At 58.1% G+C, this 16,400-nt stretch carries 17 protein-coding genes; 14 read left to right on the top strand and 3 right to left on the bottom strand.

Going from position 1 to position 16,400, the window contains the following annotated elements; all coding sequences use genetic code 11:
- Positions 1–209 precede the first annotated feature (209 nt).
- Positions 210–1,730 carry a trimethylamine methyltransferase family protein gene (locus tag NKH36_RS12515; protein ID WP_352962303.1) on the top strand — a complete coding sequence of 507 codons (1,521 nt, stop codon included), beginning with the start codon at positions 210–212 and terminating at the stop codon, positions 1,728–1,730.
- 196 nt (positions 1,731–1,926) lie between these two features.
- On the top strand, positions 1,927–2,787 hold the full coding sequence (locus NKH36_RS12510; protein ID WP_352962300.1) for a GlxA family transcriptional regulator: 861 nt from the start codon (positions 1,927–1,929) through the stop codon (positions 2,785–2,787).
- A gap of 406 nt (positions 2,788–3,193) precedes the next feature.
- On the opposite strand, the gene NKH36_RS12505 is transcribed toward NKH36_RS12510, so the two are convergent.
- From NKH36_RS12505 to NKH36_RS12495, 3 genes are all read right to left on the bottom strand, one after another.
- A complete protein-coding gene (locus tag NKH36_RS12505; protein ID WP_352962332.1) occupies positions 3,194–5,230 on the bottom strand; it encodes a hydantoinase/oxoprolinase N-terminal domain-containing protein in 2,037 nt (678 codons plus the stop codon).
- 163 nt (positions 5,231–5,393) lie between these two features.
- Positions 5,394–6,206, bottom strand: a complete 813-nt coding sequence (locus NKH36_RS12500; RefSeq protein ID WP_352962297.1) for an SDR family NAD(P)-dependent oxidoreductase — start codon at positions 6,204–6,206, stop codon at positions 5,394–5,396.
- Between the two features lie 10 nt (positions 6,207–6,216).
- Positions 6,217–7,044, bottom strand: a complete 828-nt coding sequence (locus NKH36_RS12495; RefSeq protein WP_352962293.1) for an SDR family NAD(P)-dependent oxidoreductase — start codon at positions 7,042–7,044, stop codon at positions 6,217–6,219.
- Between the two features lie 186 nt (positions 7,045–7,230).
- On the opposite strand from NKH36_RS12495, the gene NKH36_RS12490 reads away from it, so the two are divergent.
- The 12 genes from NKH36_RS12490 to NKH36_RS12435 all read left to right on the top strand — a co-directional run bounded on the left by NKH36_RS12490 (position 7,231) and on the right by NKH36_RS12435 (position 16,274).
- Positions 7,231–8,625 carry a M24 family metallopeptidase gene (locus NKH36_RS12490; protein WP_352962290.1) on the top strand — a complete coding sequence of 465 codons (1,395 nt, stop codon included), beginning with the start codon at positions 7,231–7,233 and terminating at the stop codon, positions 8,623–8,625.
- 111 nt (positions 8,626–8,736) lie between these two features.
- Positions 8,737–9,156 carry a response regulator gene (locus tag NKH36_RS12485; RefSeq protein ID WP_352962287.1) on the top strand — a complete coding sequence of 140 codons (420 nt, stop codon included), beginning with the start codon at positions 8,737–8,739 and terminating at the stop codon, positions 9,154–9,156.
- 206 nt (positions 9,157–9,362) lie between these two features.
- The gene (locus tag NKH36_RS12480; RefSeq protein ID WP_352962284.1) at positions 9,363–10,604 is read left to right on the top strand and encodes a mandelate racemase/muconate lactonizing enzyme family protein; all 1,242 of its coding nucleotides are present in this window, start codon (positions 9,363–9,365) and stop codon (positions 10,602–10,604) included.
- Between the two features lie 8 nt (positions 10,605–10,612).
- A complete protein-coding gene (locus tag NKH36_RS12475; protein WP_352962282.1) occupies positions 10,613–10,846 on the top strand; it encodes a tautomerase family protein in 234 nt (77 codons plus the stop codon).
- A gap of 313 nt (positions 10,847–11,159) precedes the next feature.
- The gene (locus NKH36_RS12470; protein ID WP_352962279.1) at positions 11,160–11,513 is read left to right on the top strand and encodes a SemiSWEET family sugar transporter; all 354 of its coding nucleotides are present in this window, start codon (positions 11,160–11,162) and stop codon (positions 11,511–11,513) included.
- 453 nt (positions 11,514–11,966) lie between these two features.
- Complete coding sequence (gene proX / locus NKH36_RS12465) at positions 11,967–12,944, top strand: glycine betaine/L-proline ABC transporter substrate-binding protein ProX (RefSeq protein WP_352962276.1); 978 nt, start codon at positions 11,967–11,969, stop codon at positions 12,942–12,944.
- A 259-nt stretch (positions 12,945–13,203) separates the two neighbouring features.
- Positions 13,204–13,977 carry an SDR family NAD(P)-dependent oxidoreductase gene (locus NKH36_RS12460; RefSeq protein WP_352962274.1) on the top strand — a complete coding sequence of 258 codons (774 nt, stop codon included), beginning with the start codon at positions 13,204–13,206 and terminating at the stop codon, positions 13,975–13,977.
- Positions 13,978–14,216: 239 nt separating this feature from the next.
- Entirely contained in the window at positions 14,217–14,381 is a 165-nt protein-coding gene (locus NKH36_RS12455; RefSeq protein WP_352962271.1) for a hypothetical protein, read from the top strand.
- Positions 14,382–14,577: 196 nt separating this feature from the next.
- Complete coding sequence (locus NKH36_RS12450) at positions 14,578–14,835, top strand: thiamine pyrophosphate-dependent enzyme (protein ID WP_352962268.1); 258 nt, start codon at positions 14,578–14,580, stop codon at positions 14,833–14,835.
- A 41-nt stretch (positions 14,836–14,876) separates the two neighbouring features.
- A complete protein-coding gene (locus NKH36_RS12445; protein WP_352962265.1) occupies positions 14,877–15,209 on the top strand; it encodes a transketolase C-terminal domain-containing protein in 333 nt (110 codons plus the stop codon).
- A complete protein-coding gene (locus NKH36_RS12440) occupies positions 15,206–15,343 on the top strand; it encodes a hypothetical protein (RefSeq protein WP_352962262.1) in 138 nt (45 codons plus the stop codon). The genes NKH36_RS12445 and NKH36_RS12440 overlap by 4 nt, the downstream gene beginning before the upstream one ends.
- Positions 15,344–15,479: 136 nt before the next feature.
- Positions 15,480–16,274, top strand: coding sequence for an SDR family NAD(P)-dependent oxidoreductase (locus tag NKH36_RS12435; RefSeq protein ID WP_352962259.1), 795 nt, complete (start codon positions 15,480–15,482; stop codon positions 16,272–16,274).
- Positions 16,275–16,400: the final 126 nt, after the last annotated feature.

Below are 16,400 nucleotides of genomic sequence, written 5' to 3'. Positions count from 1 at the left end.
CGGTCGGCGCCCGAGCAGCCTCTTTAATGGTCATTGTCGCCTGGGAACGGCCAGCTTTCTCAGGCGGGCTGGAGTGGTTCGTCGCGCGCAACGAATAACCCGGGCGTAACTCCGGTCATAACATCAGTTCATAAGTTACATCATATTTTGTTGCTGGCCGTTTAGGAACGAGCGCCGTATATTGTTATGCAAAATCAGGGATCACCAAAATGTCCGCGAGATCTGGGGGCCGAGACGCTCGGCAAAAACTGCGTTCTGACAGAACAGTTACTTGGTTACCGCCGCTTGAGCGGGGGCTGCCTTATATGGATTTGCTTAACCAGGATGATCTGTTGCGGCTCCATAACATCTCCATGCAGATACTTGAAGAGATCGGCATCGAATTTCGTGACGACGAGGCGATTGAACTGTGGCGCTCTGCCGGCGCCGACGTATCCGGTCAGCGCGTCAGGATCGACCGGAACCTGCTGCTGGAGCTTGTAGCCAAAGCTCCCGAAACCTTCACCGTACACGCGCGTAACCCCGCCAAGACGATTCGCCTTGGTGGGCGAAAGAGCATTTTTGTTCCAGCCTACGGCTCGCCAAACGTGCTTGACCTCGAAGGTAAGCGGCGAAACTCCACGATCGCCGATTTCGTCAATTTCGCGAAGCTAGCCTACCAGGCACCAGCGATGCATATGACTGGCGGCGTTCTTTGCGAGCCGATGGACATCGCGGTTCCAAAGCGCCATCTGCACATGAATTACAGCCTGATACGCTACTCCGACAAGGCGTTCATGGGCGCGGTAACCTCGCGCGAGAGGGCGGAGGACACTGTGGCCATGGCCAGGATCGTTTTCGGCGACGAATTCGTGCAAGACAACACCGTCATCATCGCCCTTGCCAATTGCAATTCTCCGCTCGTTTGGGACGCCACCATGCTCGATGCGGTCAAGGTCTATTCGGCGAATAACCAGGCGATGATTTTTGCGCCATTCGTTCTTGGCGGTGCCAGCACGGCGGCCAGCACCGTGGCTGCGGTTGCCCAGCTCAATGCCGAGGCACTCGCCGGTATCGCCTTCGCGCAGCTTATTCGGCCAGGCGCGCCCTGCATCTATGGGCAGTGGCTAGCCACAGTCTCCATGAAAAGCGGCGCGCCGATGGCCGGCACACCTGAGATCTGCCACATGAACATGCTGGTTGGCCAACTGGCCAGGCACTACAAGCTGCCCTGGCGCTGCAGCGGCAGCAATACAAGTTCAAAGCTGGTCGATGCCCAGGCAGGGTATGAGGCGGCGCGCAATATGTATGGCGCGCTGATTGCTGGAGCGAATTTCGTCCTTTCGACGACCGGTTATCTTGAAGCGGCGTTGACCCAGAGCTATAGCAAATTCATGCTCGATTCCGAGCAGATGGTGATGTTTTACAAGCTTGGACAAGGCATAGTCCTGCGCGAGATCGATGAAGCGCTCGATGCGATCCGTCAAAGTGAGCCAGGTAGTCACTATCTGGGAACCGAGCACACGCTGAAGAATTTTGAGCGCGCCTTTATCGTTCCCGAATTAATGAATCACGACAGCTTTGAGCAGTGGTCCTTCGCCGGCGCCAAGGATGCCAATACACGTGGGATCGAGGCAGCAGTACGGGCGCTGAATGAATACCAGGAACCGCCGATCGACGAAGCCATTGACGAAGCGCTCCTTGATTTTATCAAACGCCGGGAACTGGAAATCGGTGATGCAGTGCTTTAGGGCGAGATTTTCGGTTGGCAAGAAGCAAGGATAGCACGCTGCGACGCCAGCGGTTTGTGGCGGCATCCGGGACGAATCTATCTCGGTTTGAGCGTAACTGGAGCCAATTGTTGACACCGGGCAGTAGCTCAACCCCGCCGGATCTCGTTGAGCCCGGTTGCGGATCAGGCCTCGGCCAACTGCATGGACGTATCCGATGAACGCTCCTGCCTCGGTCGAGGGGGCGAACGGTCTATCGATCGCCGTGGACACAACGATAGGCAAACAGGCCGCCGGTTCGCAAAAGCGCAGGCTAGACCATCTGGCGGTCGTTTCAGGCGAGCCAGTGGAGCACCAGCTCACGCCACAACTCAACGCGTTTTTGCGTATAACTGCGCGCCATGGAGTTCTAGTGACAGCGATTGGAACAGCGACTTGGTTGTTGGCGCAGACGGGCCTTCTCGGAGCTGCGCGCTGCACAATCCACTGGTCCCGGCTTCCAGCTTTTTCAGAGGTCTTCACCCAACCGCGGATCCGCGATTCTCTCTTCATCAAAGATGGGCAGTTCTCGACCTGCGCGGGCGAGCTGGCAGCCTTCGACTTGGCAGTCGACCTCATTGCCGGCCACGCCGGCGCGTTCATCGCCCAGGAAGTGTGCCGTCATGCCATTGTCGAGGGCCAGCGATCGGGATCGCATCGTCAAACCGGGCCTTCGGGTCTCGCCTTTGCAGGGGTAAGCGACAAGCTTCGTATGGCGATCCGGATCATGGAAGAGAATATAGAATGTCCCTTGGCCATGAGCGAAGTCGCCCAACGCGTCGGCGTCTCCCGGCGCCAGTTGGAACGCCTGTTTTCCGAACAGGTTGGTGTGCCTCCGTTACGCCAATACTTACGCATTCGCGTGGAGCATGCCAGGCGGCTGATTGAAGGTACACGCTTGCCCATCATCGATGTCGCGATGGCCTGCGGATTTATCTCACCTTCGCACTTCGCAAAGTGCTTTAGAGATTTCAATAGTATGTCGCCCCAGCAGTGCCGCTCGATGGTGCCAGCGTGGGTCGGGCCTGGGCTCGGCTAGATTGCTCATCGCCTGTACGGGGTTGACCTACCTGGATAAAGTTCTCTGCAAGTTCGCATTCTTAAGACCGCGCGCTTGCAGAAAATCCGGGAATGTCACCGCCTACGACGGGTAAGCCATTCCTCGACGGTTCGATTGGAAATTGCGGCGCCCTATCGGCGGGGCCATGCAAACAATAATTCCTATTCGGTTTGCAGAAAGGCAGAAAGTGGGGACGCGGAGTCAAAGGCGCTCCGCTTTCAGCAGCTTGCCAAGCTGTTGGAGCCCGCCCAAAGCCACGTCCTGGCCTACCAGGGACTTGTATCGTGTTGCAGTAGTTGTGGGGGCCCATTGCTTGATGACTCTGGGGCAACTCTAACCCGAATTCACTGTCACTGGTGCAAGAATTGCCGATCTGTCGTAGCGGCTAAGCGGCAATCCGCGGTCGCCCTGAGGCCACCGCCACCACATGCGCCTCGATGAACATGCGCTGTCCCTCAATGGTCGAGACCCTGAATTCGGTGGCGACGTCCACCTCGGCGCTGTCGGTGCCGGCGTCCCTGGCGCGCTCAGCCGCGATTGCGCGCACATCGGCCTCGGCTGCCGCGATCGCCTTCTCCTCTTCAGTGAAGTCGCGCACGGTTTGTCCTGACGCCAGGCGGAAGAGCCCTTCCTTGGGCTGGCTGACCCGCGCTTCGGCCGACACCCTGACCTGACCGACAACGGCGCCGAGCGCGTTGGCGACATCGGTGTCTTCCGGGACCACGCAGTCATTGCCGACCAGGGGCGCCAGGCCGGCATAGTGCAGCGGCGCCGAGGCGCCGAGGCCGATGACGGGGCGGTCGAGCGCGACGCTCAGCCGGGCGATACCGGGATGGGCGTCGACGGCGCGCTGCACCAGCGCGTGCGCCACGGTCGCGGCGCCATCGAGCCCGTCCTCGGCGAAAGCGGTTTCAAGGATGTATTCGGCCGACCAGCGTGTCAGCGTCACCAGCACCTGCTCCGAGATCACCTCCGGTGAAGCCGCTATAGGCTGGCCACGGCCGTCGCGCTTGCGGGCGAACAGGTCGGCGCCAAGACGGGCGGTGGCGGCATCCCAGTTGGCCTGCTTGCCAAGCACATGCGCCGCGTCCGACGGGGTGAAGCCGCAAATATGCACCAGCCCGCGCGAGACCAGCCGGTTCAAGGTGGCGTTCTGGGCATTCGACGTCAGCAGCCTGTCGAGGGCGAGCGGGGTCGCGCCGATCGCCTCGTAGAGCCGCGCTTCCGGGGCGGTCAGCCCGGCGGCGAGCCAGTCTGGAACGCCGGTGCGAACGGCGAAGCGGCCGTCCATGCGGCCGGTGTTGGGCGCCCGCAGCTGACGCTCGAGCTCTGACGTCACCGCCTCGCCATGCGCCATGCCGGCCAGCGCCAAAGGCACCAGGCGACGGGGCCCAAGCAGGATTTTCGGATTGAGCGCGCCATCCTCCAGCGCCACTTCGGAATCGCCGCCCAGACCAAAAGTGCGCATGGCGACGGCCTCGACCATGGTGCGGAAGCCGCCGACGGTGGCACCTTCCGGGTCGAGCCGCGGCCGGCCGTTGTCGAGCACGGCGACGTCGGTGGTGGTGCCGCCAATGTCGGACACCATGGCATTGTCGAGCCCGGTCATGTGGCGGGCACCGACCAGGCTGGCGGCAGGGCCGGAGAGGATCGTCTCGATCGGCCGCTGGCGGGCGAACGCCGCCGAGACCAGCGCGCCGTCGCCGCGCACCACCATCAGCGGGGCGGCGATGTTGCGTTGCTCCAGAAAGCCTTCGGTCGCCGCCACCAGCCGGTCGATCATCGAAATCAGCCTGGCGTTAAGCAGCGTGGTCAGCGCCCGGCGCGGCCCGCCGAGCTTGGCCGACAGTTCGTGGCTCGCGGTGACCGGCAGGCCGGTCTTGTCGCGGATCAGCTCGCGGGCGTCGATCTCGTGTGCCGGATTGCGGGTGGCGAAATAGGCGCAGACGGCAAAGCCGGACACCGAGGCGCCGAGTTCCGGCAAGGCGGCCTCCAGCCCGGAGAGGTCGAGCTTGGCGGCATTACCGTGGACGTCATGGCCGCCCGGACAAAACACCACCGGATCGGAGCCGAGTGCCGTCTTCAGCCCATCGCGGGCGAGATCGGCTTCGGAAAAACCGATCATGACCAGCGCCACCCGGCCGCCCTGGCCTTCGACCAGCGCGTTGGTGGCCAGCGTCGTCGACATCGAGACCAGTTTGATGTCAGCCGGATCGGTATCGGCCTTGCGCAGCACCGCGTCGACGGCGCCGGAAATGCCGACGGCAAGGTCGTGCCGGGTGGTCAGCGCCTTGGCCTTGGCCAGCACCTTGCCCTTGTTCGGCCCCTGCTGCGGGCCGTCGGTCTCGGACCACAGCACGGCATCGGTATAGGTGCCGCCGGTGTCGATGCCGAGGAAGAGGGGTTTTGGCTTAACCCTCATTGACAACAAGGGCTCTGCTTGAACTGCATCTTTCGCACCTCACCTGCTGCGTTACGGCTTTTGCGCCTCGTGAGCGGGAGGTCATCAGAAGCGCCCCTAGGTTTTGCAAAAGTTGTCTTGCGAAAGCGACGCCGTCCCCACACGCGAAGGAGTGGACACTTGCTTATGCCCGCGATTCCGAAAGCTTGGCCCGGTACTCCTCATCCAAGATCGAGGGCAGGGGAATCTTTTTGGTTCGCGCGCCGTCGACGGAGATCATTTCACCGCTGACGAAACTCGACTCCTCACTGGCTAACCAAAGCACGGCGTTGGCTATTTCTTTGGGAGCGCCTATTCTTCCTACCGGATGGAGTTGTCCCAACTCCCGCTCGATCAAGCTGCGGTCCGGATGCATCTCGACATATGCGCGATTGAGGTCGGTATCGATCCAGCCGGGACAAACGGTGTTGCAACGGATCCCGTCCGGCCCAAGATCGACCGCCAGGCCCAGCGTAAGGCCATGCACTCCGGCCTTTGTGGCTGCATAGGCTGTATGCCACGGGTTAACCATATAGCCCTCGACCGATCCGATATTGACGATCGCCCCCGAGCCGATACGTCTCATTTCAGGGACCACATACTTGGCCATCAGAAACGGACCGCGAAGATTGACTGCCATCAGCCTGTCCCAGTCCTCGGCGGTTTGATCGTCAATGGACTTATGGAGGACCAGACCCGCATTGTTGACAAGGATGTCGATCCTGCCAAATCTCTCCAGAACCTCGTCAACAAACGCGCGAATCGAAGCTTCGTCCGTGACGTCGAGAGACAAGAATGCGAGCCGCTCAACGCCCCCGGAACCAGCGGAGTTATCGTTGCGCAAATCCCCGATGACGACCATAGCGTCCTCTTGCGCGAGCGTTTCGGCGATTGCACGCCCTATGCCTCGATTGCCACCGGTAACGATGGCAACCTTTCCCGACAACCGAGTCCCCAAGAATTCCTCCTTATCCCGCCGTGAAGCCGCCATCTATTGGAATGGCAACCCCTGTGATGTGCCGTGCTCCCTCGCTTGCAAGGAATAGGGCCAAACTCGCGATTTCCATCGGCGCCGCCACGCGGCCCTGAGGACTTGAAGCGATGTTCCTTTGGAGAACTTCGGCCGCTGTGACCGGCTTGGTATGAGCTGAAACGAGCATCGGCGTGTCCACCGCGCCGGGACATATGGCATTGATGGTGATCTGCTCTTTTGCGTGATCTAGGGCCATGGCTTGGGTCAGCGAGACGACCGCACCCTTCGACGCACAATAAGCAGCCAATCCTGGACAACCAACTAACCCCACGTTCGAGGCTATGTTGACAATGCTTCCACCGCCGTTGAGCCGCATGGCCTTCACGGCAGCGCGGCTGAAGTAGAATACCCCGTTCACATTGGCCTCGAAAGTCTGGCGCCAGTCATCATCCGATGTCTCGACTGCATCTCCGCGCCGAATGATACCGGCGCTGTTGACCAGCACACTGAGTTTGCCAAACCTTTGTACAGTGTTATCGACCACTCGACTGGCGAACCCCGAGTCAGCCACATCGCCGAGCATCAATTCGGCCTGGCAATTGAGCTTCCGAGCCGATTCCAGCGCCCTTTGACCTCGTTCGCGATCTCTGCCGACCAACATGAGCGACGCGCCCGTCGCGGCAAATGCCTCTGCAACGGCCTCGCCTATCCCGGATGTCGCGCCAGTAACGATTACCACCCTGTCCGAATGCGTCATGGAATTGTTTGCCCAGCCAAGTGATGCGGCCTGGCGAATATCTTCGTCGGCCAATTTCTTGATCAAGTCGGCATACCTCTGGTCCGGTTCCTTTCGCAAGCAACCAAAAAATCATGCGGCGAACAAGCTGAAGTTATCGTTGTCGCCTCCTCGTTACAAACGACGGGATCGTCAATGTCCCGGGCTTGATCAGCCAAGCTGGACTCTCGCCTGCTCCGACCCCCGGCGGATGGCTCGTCCGCAAGCACGATCATGAGTCTCAGTTATGCCGCTAAAATTATTACTCATTTGAAGAGCGAGCATCCGCTCCCTACAGATTTCTGGATGCTGGGCTGCCAGCTTTCCGGTCGCACCGCCGGTATGAGGCTGAAGGCCGCAGGGAATGGAGATGCAAGGGCAATGACCGAGAGCAAACTTTCTGCCGGCCCAGATGGCCTTCTTCTGCACGATAACTGGAGTGACTTGCGGCAATTTCGACCGATGCCGGACATCGACTTCAAGAGACTCGATCGCTATCGGAAGGAGCGGCTCAGGGCAGCGATGCGCCACGCAGATGTCGCTATGTGTGTCTTGGTAAGCCCCATCACGATCCGGTATGCGGTAGACTACAACTCATATCCTCTGTTCCAGTCGCACATTCCAGTCACATATCTCTTCTTGCCTCTCGACGGCCCCATCACTCTTCATCAAGGCACTCCTGGCCACCCTTCTTCTGCTGACCGCTTAAGGCTAGGCAGGCCGATGTCATTTTTCGAGGGTGGCGACGAACTGGCGGAGGGCGCGAGGCTGCTCGCCGACGACATCGTTGCATTTCTGAGTGAAATCGGAGCCACCAATCGCAGAGTAGCGGTCGAATACGTAAACCCGAGCATAACCCAGGCGCTTCTGCAGCGTGGATTGGAGGTTATTGACGCCGTCGACATCCTCGAAGGCGCCCGGGTTATAAAATCCGAAGACGAGATAGCTTGCATCCGCTGGGCATGCGCCGTGGCAGAGCACGGCATCGCGCGCATGCAGGACAGCATGGGCCCAGGCGTCACGGAGGCTCAGCTATGGGGCATTCTCAATTATACAAATCTCGCCAACCAAGGCGGTTGGCATGAAGGGCGCATGCTGGCGTCCGGGCCGCGGATTAATCCCTGGCTGCAGGAGGCCACCCAACGGGTTATCGAACCCGGTGACCTGGTAGGATTCGACACCGATATGGTTGGCCCATTCGGGTACTTCTGCGACATTTCGCGAACGTTCTACTACGGCAACGATCGGCCCACCGCCCGGCAGCGTCAGCTCTATCAATTTGCCTATGAGGAACTGCAGACGAACATGAAGCTTATTCGGCCAGGCGTTACCATGAAGCAGTTACAGGCATCCGCCTGGCCGGTGCCCGAAGAATTTCGGGCGCAAGCTTACAGTTGCTTGATACATGGCGTTGGAATGTGCGACGAATATCCGCAGGTCAAACCGTTGTTCCGCGGCCCAGTGGCTTACGATGCCACACTCGAGCCGGGCATGGTGATCTGTGTTGAAAGCTACGTCGGGGCGGTTGGCGAAAGAGACGGTGTGAAGCTTGAAGAACAGCTCCTGGTCACTTCCGACGGCTACGAACTGCTCTCAAATTATCCGTTTGACGAACGTCTTTTGAGTTAGGGACCGGGCTTACCAGCGCGGACGACAGCACGCGTGAGCAGCTTTGCAGCGCAAGGCATGTCGATCCTCAGCAGGCGAGGGAAAGACTGATCAACCGCAGGAGATGGCGTGTTGGGCCAACAGAAGCTTGTGGGCCGCAGGATCTTGATCAGTGCGGATGATAGCGCTTTCGCTTTCCGGCTGAGCGACGCACTCGGCGCGGCGGGCGCTGACGTCATCTATCCTGCGAATACGATCGAGGACAGTCTCGACATCATCATGAGCTCATCGCGAATCGATGCCGCCATACTCAGTCTATCGTTGCAGGGTGAAGTCACGTTCGTCGCGGCCGAAAATCTGGTTCGGCGTCGCATCCCGTTCGCGTTTCTGATGGGCCAGAACGCACCGGATATCCCCGAGGAATTCAAGGATATCGTTCAGCTCGTAACGTCCGGCAATCTGAGCAATATGGTTGGTCTTGTTCAAACGCTCATTATTGGAGCGCACAACAGCCAAGGTCGCGGAGAAGGTCTTGGTACTGGAGCTGCTTGAGGGCGCTCCCTGTCCGGGCGCGATTGACCGCCGCGTCGCAAGCGGCAAAGAAATGCGACCGGCCGCAGATCGCAGTTTTCACGGTATCTGGTGTCAGCTCGTGTCTTGTCGTGATCATGACTCACGGTTATCCGGCCTGCGACTAATACTCATTTGAAGTGCGCCGCCAGTGGGCGTTATCTCACCTGGGCGTTAGAGGGGAATTCATGCCGGGTGAACGAGCGGGTGCCAAAAAGCGGCCGCGCGATCATCCCCTCCAGGCGGTGTCAGCCGCATCGCTGAAGGTGCGGCCGCGGGAGTTCGACAGCGCCAACTCGCGGCAAGGATATTGCGGCAAGGATATCATGAAGATAAAGCGTATTCGGGTATTCAAGAAGAGCCTGCCGATCCCGGGGGGGAGGGTCACTATCGGCCTGGCCACGCTTTCAGAACTCGACTCCACGATTGTGCAGGTTGTTTCGGATTGTGGCGTGATTGGCTGGGGTGAGACATGTCCAATCGGTCTAACTTATGCTCCGAGCCACACCCTTGGAGCCCGCGCCGCAATCATGGAAATGGGCCCCGGCCTGATCGATGCTCCGATTAGTCCGGTGCTGCTGCATCGCAAGATGAACTCTCTATTGAACGGACACTCTTATGCAAAGGCGGCGTTTGATATTGCGGCCCACGATTTGATCGGCAAGGGCGTCGGTATGCGAGTAGCGGACCTTCTCGGAGGCGCAACGACAGAGCGCGTTCCAATCTACTTCTTCATCGGCGTTGGCGACGTTGACGAAGTGGTTCGGTCCGTAAAGGAGGCGCAGGCTGGGGGATATGTACGGATTCAGACAAAGATTGGCGGGCGCCCCGTCGATCAGGACATCGAGGTGATCCGCAAAGTTGGCGAGGTCCTGAGAAAGGGAATGCGTTGGGCGGTCGACGGAAACCGGAGCCTGACGGTGCGGGACGCAATCTTTCTCAGCCAACGGTGCAGGGATCTGCCGTTCGTTCTTGAGCAACCCTGCAATACGCTCGACGAGATTGCCGCCTTACGGGGCAGGGTGCAGGACCCAATCTATATCGACGAGAGCGGTGTCGACCTGGGCACTGTCGTCCAGGCCGCTAGCAGCGGACTATGCGATGGCTTCGGGATGAAGATTACGCGGATTGGCGGTTTGAGGCCAATGTCGACATTCCGCGACTTCTGCGAGGCCCGTTCGCTCCCGCATACAAGTGATGATAGCTGGGGAGGCGATAACACCGGGGCGGCTTGCGTCCATCTTGGGGCGACTACCAGGCCAAATTTGTTTGAGGGGTGTAGCTGGGTCAACGAGATCTCTGACGAAAGTCACTATGATCCGAAGAACCCAATACGTATCAAGGACGGCTACGTCTCGCTCCCGACTGGACCTGGGCTTGGTTTGGATGTTGACGAAGCGATGTTCGGCCCACCTATATTAGAGTTTTGAGCCAAGTTATGGGCAGTAACTTTAACAAACCCGCCAGCACAACAAAAGAGGAGAAAACCATGCCGGTTATCCACATTGAGACGTTCAAGGCAGACGACAACAAGAAGGCCCATCTAGTTACCGAAATCACAAAGCTGTTCTGCGAACAGATGAACTTGAAGCCGGAACAGATCCACGTGGTCTTCGATGAATATGAACCCAACAATTGGGCAACTGGCGGAAAGCTATGGTCCAGAATGTGATGCGGTCCGTCATCGCGACGATCCGCGGTTACGCACTGCTGCACCCAAAAGCTATGCTGGCGACATCGACAAACGTTCTGGGCCTCGGCGTTGAGGAAGAAGTATCCCTTCGACGTCTCGATCTGAGGGGGCGAAGGGACGACGCGGCAAAACCCGGATGGGATGACACAGTAGGGTCGGCGTCTGACACCTTGCCCTATTAATCGGGGCATAGGGCGGCGGGTGCCGAGCGGCGAAAATCGCTCAAACCGCATTTGCGGACCGGTTTGTATTTGGTCTAGCAGGCAACTGGCGAACTATGGATTGGGTTACAGTGATTGGTTACCTCGCGGCGCTGTGCTCCGTGACTGCGTTTACGCCGCAAGCCTGGAAGATCATTAAAACCCGCGACACCGGCAGCATTTCCACCCCAATGTACGCGATCAATGTGGTGGGATTTGCGTTGTGGCTCGCCTTTGGAATCCTGAAGAATGAATGGGCCTTGATCATCACCAACCTGCTCATCCTGGCTCTCTCGGCCTTCATTCTCATTATGACGCTTCTTCCCCGCACGAAGAAGAATGCGGTTGCGGACGCTCTCGACCCCACTGCGTCAAGCACCAGCCGGGTCGAGCGAGCCGGTCCGGCCGATCGAAAGATGAAACACAAAGGTGACGTCCATCGCTAGACACGAAGGTGACGGACGGATGGCGGCCATTTAACGGGCTGTCACCTCGTCTCCTCGGCAACTCGCATCTGAAATCGTACGCGGGAGATACGCAACACGTGAACTTCGCGGCAAACAGACCTAGTCGGCCCGGAAACTGCGCGGGCTTGCTCCTGAATTCCAGCTTAGATCTTAAGTTCTGCGGCGGGCAAAGATTGCCGGCTCAGGCGCGCACGCGGACGATCCTAAACCACTGTCATCATGATCTGTAGTTATTGCGCCCTCAACAAAAAGGCAATTGCGTTCAGCGGTCTGATAGATGAGCATCGATGGCAGTAACTCAGATCCGTCCCACTCGTCATTTGCGCCGAACGGTTGCGCGAGAGAGATGGCGTATGTCGCCGACTAGGTGTCCGTCGGGACGAGAAAAACTAAAGAATCGAGCATGGTGCTCGATACCTAGGGGAGAACAAAATGAAGCTTAAGCTCATCTTCGCGACGCTCGCGCTAACGGCATGCTGTACTCTGACCGCTCGCGCCGATCAGGTGAAGTATGGCTGGATTGGTGGCGTAAACGAAGAACTTTTCCAAGGCTATCTGGTGAGGGATGGCCTGCGAGAGCTCGGTTATGACGTCGAAGAGCAGCCCGAGCAGGTCCAGGTTCCACTCGCGCATACCGCGGTGGCAGCCGGGGATCTGCAGTTCTATCCGGCGCATTGGACGCCATTGCACGATGCATTCTGGAAGGGAGCCGGGGGCGACGAGAAGCTCATGCGCGTCGGCACCCTCGTGCACGGAGACATTCAAGGGTATCTGATCGATAAGAAGACCGCGGACGCGACCGGAATCAAGTACCTTGAGGACCTGAAATATCCGGAAAAAGCGAAGCTTTTTGATATCGACGGCAATGGCAAGGCGGATCTTTTTGGCTGCGATCCGGGTTGGGGTTGCGAACGTGTCATCGAACATCAACTCGATGCGTATGGTGTGCGCGACACCGTCGAGCACAAGCAAGGTGGCTATTTCGCAATCATGGCGGACGCTATCGAGCGCATCAAGGAAGGCAAGCCAACGCTATACTATACTTGGATCCCTGGATGGATCGCGGGCGTGCTTGTCCCCGGAAAGGACGTCACATGGCTGAATGTCAAGTCGACCTCTCTTCCTGATGGCCAGACCGGAAGCACTGAGATCCAAGACCTTGGTAATCTTGGGTTTCCGATCAACGACACCAAAGTCATCGCCAACACCGCTTGGCTCAAAGCCAATCCCTCGGCAAAGAAATTCTTCGAGGAGCTAACGATCCCTGTGTTAGACGTGAGCGCTGAGAACAAGCTGATTTATGACGGCGAGAAAAATCCCGATCAAATCGCAAAACATGCCACGGACTGGATAGCTGCTCACAAGACCCAGTGGGACAAGTGGATTGCCGACGCGAAAGCCGCAAAGTAGTTCATAAGTGGAGGGCCGGACATTTCGTCCGGCTCTCCACCTGTCCTGATATTTATGTCGGCAAGAAAGCGATCGGGACAGCGGCGCTATGTCAGCGCCGGTGTCCTCGAATGTTCGCGGCAAGGCGCTGGTTGCGTAGAAACCGGAACCGAATCATCCGAAGCGGCCAAGTCGGATCGGCCCGAATCCACGCGACGCCCTGAGGCTCTAATCGACGGTGAGGCATCAAAGACCGCCAGTCTGGCAGGAGAAAATCGGAATGAACTATCTGGAAAGATTCTCCTTGGCAGGTAAACGCGCCATTGTCACGGGCGGGGCCCGCGGTATTGGTCTGGAGATCTGCCGTGCGATCGGCCAGGCTGGGGCCGCCATTGTGCTCGTTGATTTGGATGAGGAGGCTGCGCGTTCTTCTGCCTCTAGTCTCATGAGCGAGGGGCTCGCGGTCAGTCACAGGGTTCTTGATGTAACAAGGTCTGCCGATGTAACGGCTCTTGCGGACGATTTAAACAAAGAAAGTCCAGTCGATATTCTTGTCAATAATGCCGGTGTTGGGCCAAGGGCCGAAGCACTCGAGACCCTGGATGAGGTGTGGCTGAAAACAATGAGCGTCAACTCCGATGCGCCTTTCTGGTGCTCTCGCGCATTTGGACGCCATATGACTGAACGTGGTTCCGGAAACATCGTCAATATTGGTTCCATGTGTGGTCTGATCGTGACCCAACCGCAAAACAATACCTGCTATATCGCCAGCAAAGGGGCGCTTCACATGATGACGAAGTCACTTGCTTGCGCCTGGGCCAAATTCAACGTGCGAGTAAACGCAGTTGCGCCCGGTTACATAGCAACGGACATGCTCGACCGGTTCAAAACCGACAATGCCATATTGCACGATCGGTGGATTCAACAGACCCCACTGGGACGCATGGGGACGCCGGAGGAAATCGCTTCAGCTGTCCTTTATCTCGCCAGCGACGCTTCCAGCTACTGCACGGGCACAATCCTGTCAGCCGACGGTGGATATACATCATTGTAGTCGGCAGGACTTGGGCCACAGTCCTCGACGGGTGGCGTCGCTGATACCTTGAATGCGGCCGGTGAGGCCGAAACATGTCAGGCCGAAACCCTATGGCAATCGATAGCGGATCGAGCTGGGAAACTCCCTGGCAGGCGATTCATCAAGGTGGTTTGTCTGGCCAGACAATGTCCTAGGAGCGGCTGTCACGGCAGAGGCGCACTCAAATGCAAAAAAGAATTCTGAAGCGGAGGTAATTGATGTCGAACATTCTGCCGCCCCAGCTGGCACGGAAGATGTACTCCGACATGTTTCGAATTCGACAGTTCGACACGAAGGTGGTCGAACGTGTCGACGACGATCTGATTCCTGGCAGCTGTCACGAATATTGCGGGCAGGAGGCCGTCGCGGTCGGTGTCTGTTAGCGCGCTGTCCGACAAAGACATCCTGACGAGTACCCATAGAGGGGATGGTCATACGCTGGCTAAGGGAGGTGACGTCGGAAAGATGTTTGCGGAACTTTTCGGCAGGTCCACCGGCTACAACAAGGCCGCGGGGGCTCCATGCATATTGCCGACGTTTCATTAGGCATATTTGGTGCAAATGGAATTGTAGGAGCAGGTGCTCCGATCGCTTGCGGCGCTGGCACACAAGTTCAAAGCAGCTGGCGAGCCGCATGTCGCGGTGTCGTTTTTCGGCGACGGTGCCATAAATCAAGGCGTCGTTCACGAGGCGATGAACCTTGCGGCAATCTGGCGCCTGCCGGTTATCTTTGTCTGCGAGAACAACTTGTACGCAATGACCACGCCACTTCGCGACGTGACCATCCTAGAACTGTATGTGCGTGCGCAAGCCTATGGGATGGCGAGTACAACGTAACTGTTGTGGCTGTCGGACATCTCGTTCCTGAGGCGCTCGCGGTGGCCGAGTCATTGTTCGAACAGCGGGGCGTAAGTGTGGAAGTCTGGGATCCCCGCACTTTGCTGCCGTTTGATCGAGACGGCCTGCTGGAGAGCGTGCGCAAGACCGGACGCGTCGTAATTTACGATGACACAAACCGCAGCTGCGGCTATGCCTCGGAAATAAGTGCGGTTCTGGGCGAACACGCCTTTTCATCCCTGATTGCGCCTATCAAGCGGGTCACGCGTGCTGACATCCCGCTTCCCTATAATCCCGACCTTGAGGCTGCCGTCCTGCCTTCTCCAAAGCAATTGGAACAGGCGATCTGCTCTGTATGGAGTTATTCGAAATGATTGGTATCAAGATCCCCAAGATGGGCGCTGCCACCGTGGCAGTCGATCTCACGAAATGGCACGTTTTTAAAGGCTCGACCGTCACGCCCGGCCAGGAGGTTGGCGTAGTCATCTGCCGGCTGCGCCCAACGTGATGCATATCCCATTTGCTGAAATCAGCCACGCGCAGTCGGACGGTGCATGAGGCAATGACACCATACCCACTGTAATCGCAGCTCCGGTGCAGAATCGTGATGGCGCAGGCATCGTGTGCATGGATACCCAGAAACTATGTCGGCTGACGGTCGTACTATGCAACATCGCGATATTGAACGCATGGCGGGCAGCTGCGGCCTGAAGGATCACGTAGTGGTTATTACGGGGGCGGCCGGCGGCATCGGAAGCGCACTTGTAAAACGGTTCGATCGGGAAGGTGCTCGATTGGCGTTGGCCGACTTCAATGAAGAAGGGGTATCGAAATTAGCGTCGGAATTGGATGCCACTGGGGAACGGGTGATATCTGTTGCCTACAATGCGACAGAGCCCTCCGATGCCGATAGGCTCGTTTCCAAGTGCATCTCTGCCTTCGGACATATCGATCACCTGGTGCCGGCCGCGGGGATTTTTGAAAGCCAGGCCATTGCCAATATGACGGACGAACAGTGGCAAAGGACAATGGCGATCAATCTCGACGGACTGTTCTACATCTGCAGACGAGCCATTCCATTTATTGCGGATGGCGGCACTATCGTGACTATTGCATCAGGTGCAGCACATTCGGGATCGCCCGGGCATGTACATTACTCGGCATCAAAAGGCGGAGTGCTAGCTTTTACGAAATCGTTGGCGAAAGAGCTTGCCCCGAAAGTCCGAGTGAACACTGTCTCTCCCGGTACAATCGATACAAAAATGATCGAGGAGTTCATGAGGGAAAACGGAGCCAGCTGGATTGCCAAGACACCTGCCGGCCGTGTGGGAACAACGGACGAAGTGGCGAGCGCGGTGCTTTTTCTTTGCAGCGGTGCATCGAGTTACATTTTCGACCAGGCAATTCATGTGAATGGTGGTTCCTATATAGGGGGTTAGGCCGTGCCACGAGCATGGCTTTTCCCACTGCGAAGATTGCGGCAGGGGGCGGGCGAGCCACAGGGGAAATAAGTGCGCGCTTCTCGGCATTACCATTGAGCCCGCGGGAAGAAGTTCACGAACACT

The sequence above is a fragment of the Mesorhizobium sp. M1312 genome, from assembly GCF_040318115.1.
Classification (GTDB): Bacteria; Pseudomonadota; Alphaproteobacteria; order Rhizobiales; family Rhizobiaceae; genus Mesorhizobium.
This window is presented reverse-complemented; position numbering and strand designations above follow the sequence as displayed.

What these genes read in the sequence shown, in the direction of transcription:
- NKH36_RS12515 (WP_352962303.1), top strand. Translation starts at nt 210, where the DNA reads ATGTCCGCGAGATCTGGGGGCCGAGACGCTCGGCAAAAACTGCGTTCT.
- NKH36_RS12510 (WP_352962300.1), top strand. Translation starts at nt 1,927, where the DNA reads ATGAACGCTCCTGCCTCGGTCGAGGGGGCGAACGGTCTATCGATCGCC.
- NKH36_RS12505 (WP_352962332.1), bottom strand. Translation starts at nt 5,230, where the DNA reads ATGAGGGTTAAGCCAAAACCCCTCTTCCTCGGCATCGACACCGGCGGC.
- NKH36_RS12490 (WP_352962290.1), top strand. Translation starts at nt 7,231, where the DNA reads ATGAGTCTCAGTTATGCCGCTAAAATTATTACTCATTTGAAGAGCGAG.
- NKH36_RS12480 (WP_352962284.1), top strand. Translation starts at nt 9,363, where the DNA reads ATGCCGGGTGAACGAGCGGGTGCCAAAAAGCGGCCGCGCGATCATCCC.
- NKH36_RS12475 (WP_352962282.1), top strand. Translation starts at nt 10,613, where the DNA reads ATGGGCAGTAACTTTAACAAACCCGCCAGCACAACAAAAGAGGAGAAA.
- proX (WP_352962276.1), top strand. Translation starts at nt 11,967, where the DNA reads ATGAAGCTTAAGCTCATCTTCGCGACGCTCGCGCTAACGGCATGCTGT.
- NKH36_RS12460 (WP_352962274.1), top strand. Translation starts at nt 13,204, where the DNA reads ATGAACTATCTGGAAAGATTCTCCTTGGCAGGTAAACGCGCCATTGTC.
- NKH36_RS12455 (WP_352962271.1), top strand. Translation starts at nt 14,217, where the DNA reads ATGTCGAACATTCTGCCGCCCCAGCTGGCACGGAAGATGTACTCCGAC.
- NKH36_RS12440 (WP_352962262.1), top strand. Translation starts at nt 15,206, where the DNA reads ATGATTGGTATCAAGATCCCCAAGATGGGCGCTGCCACCGTGGCAGTC.
- NKH36_RS12435 (WP_352962259.1), top strand. Translation starts at nt 15,480, where the DNA reads ATGTCGGCTGACGGTCGTACTATGCAACATCGCGATATTGAACGCATG.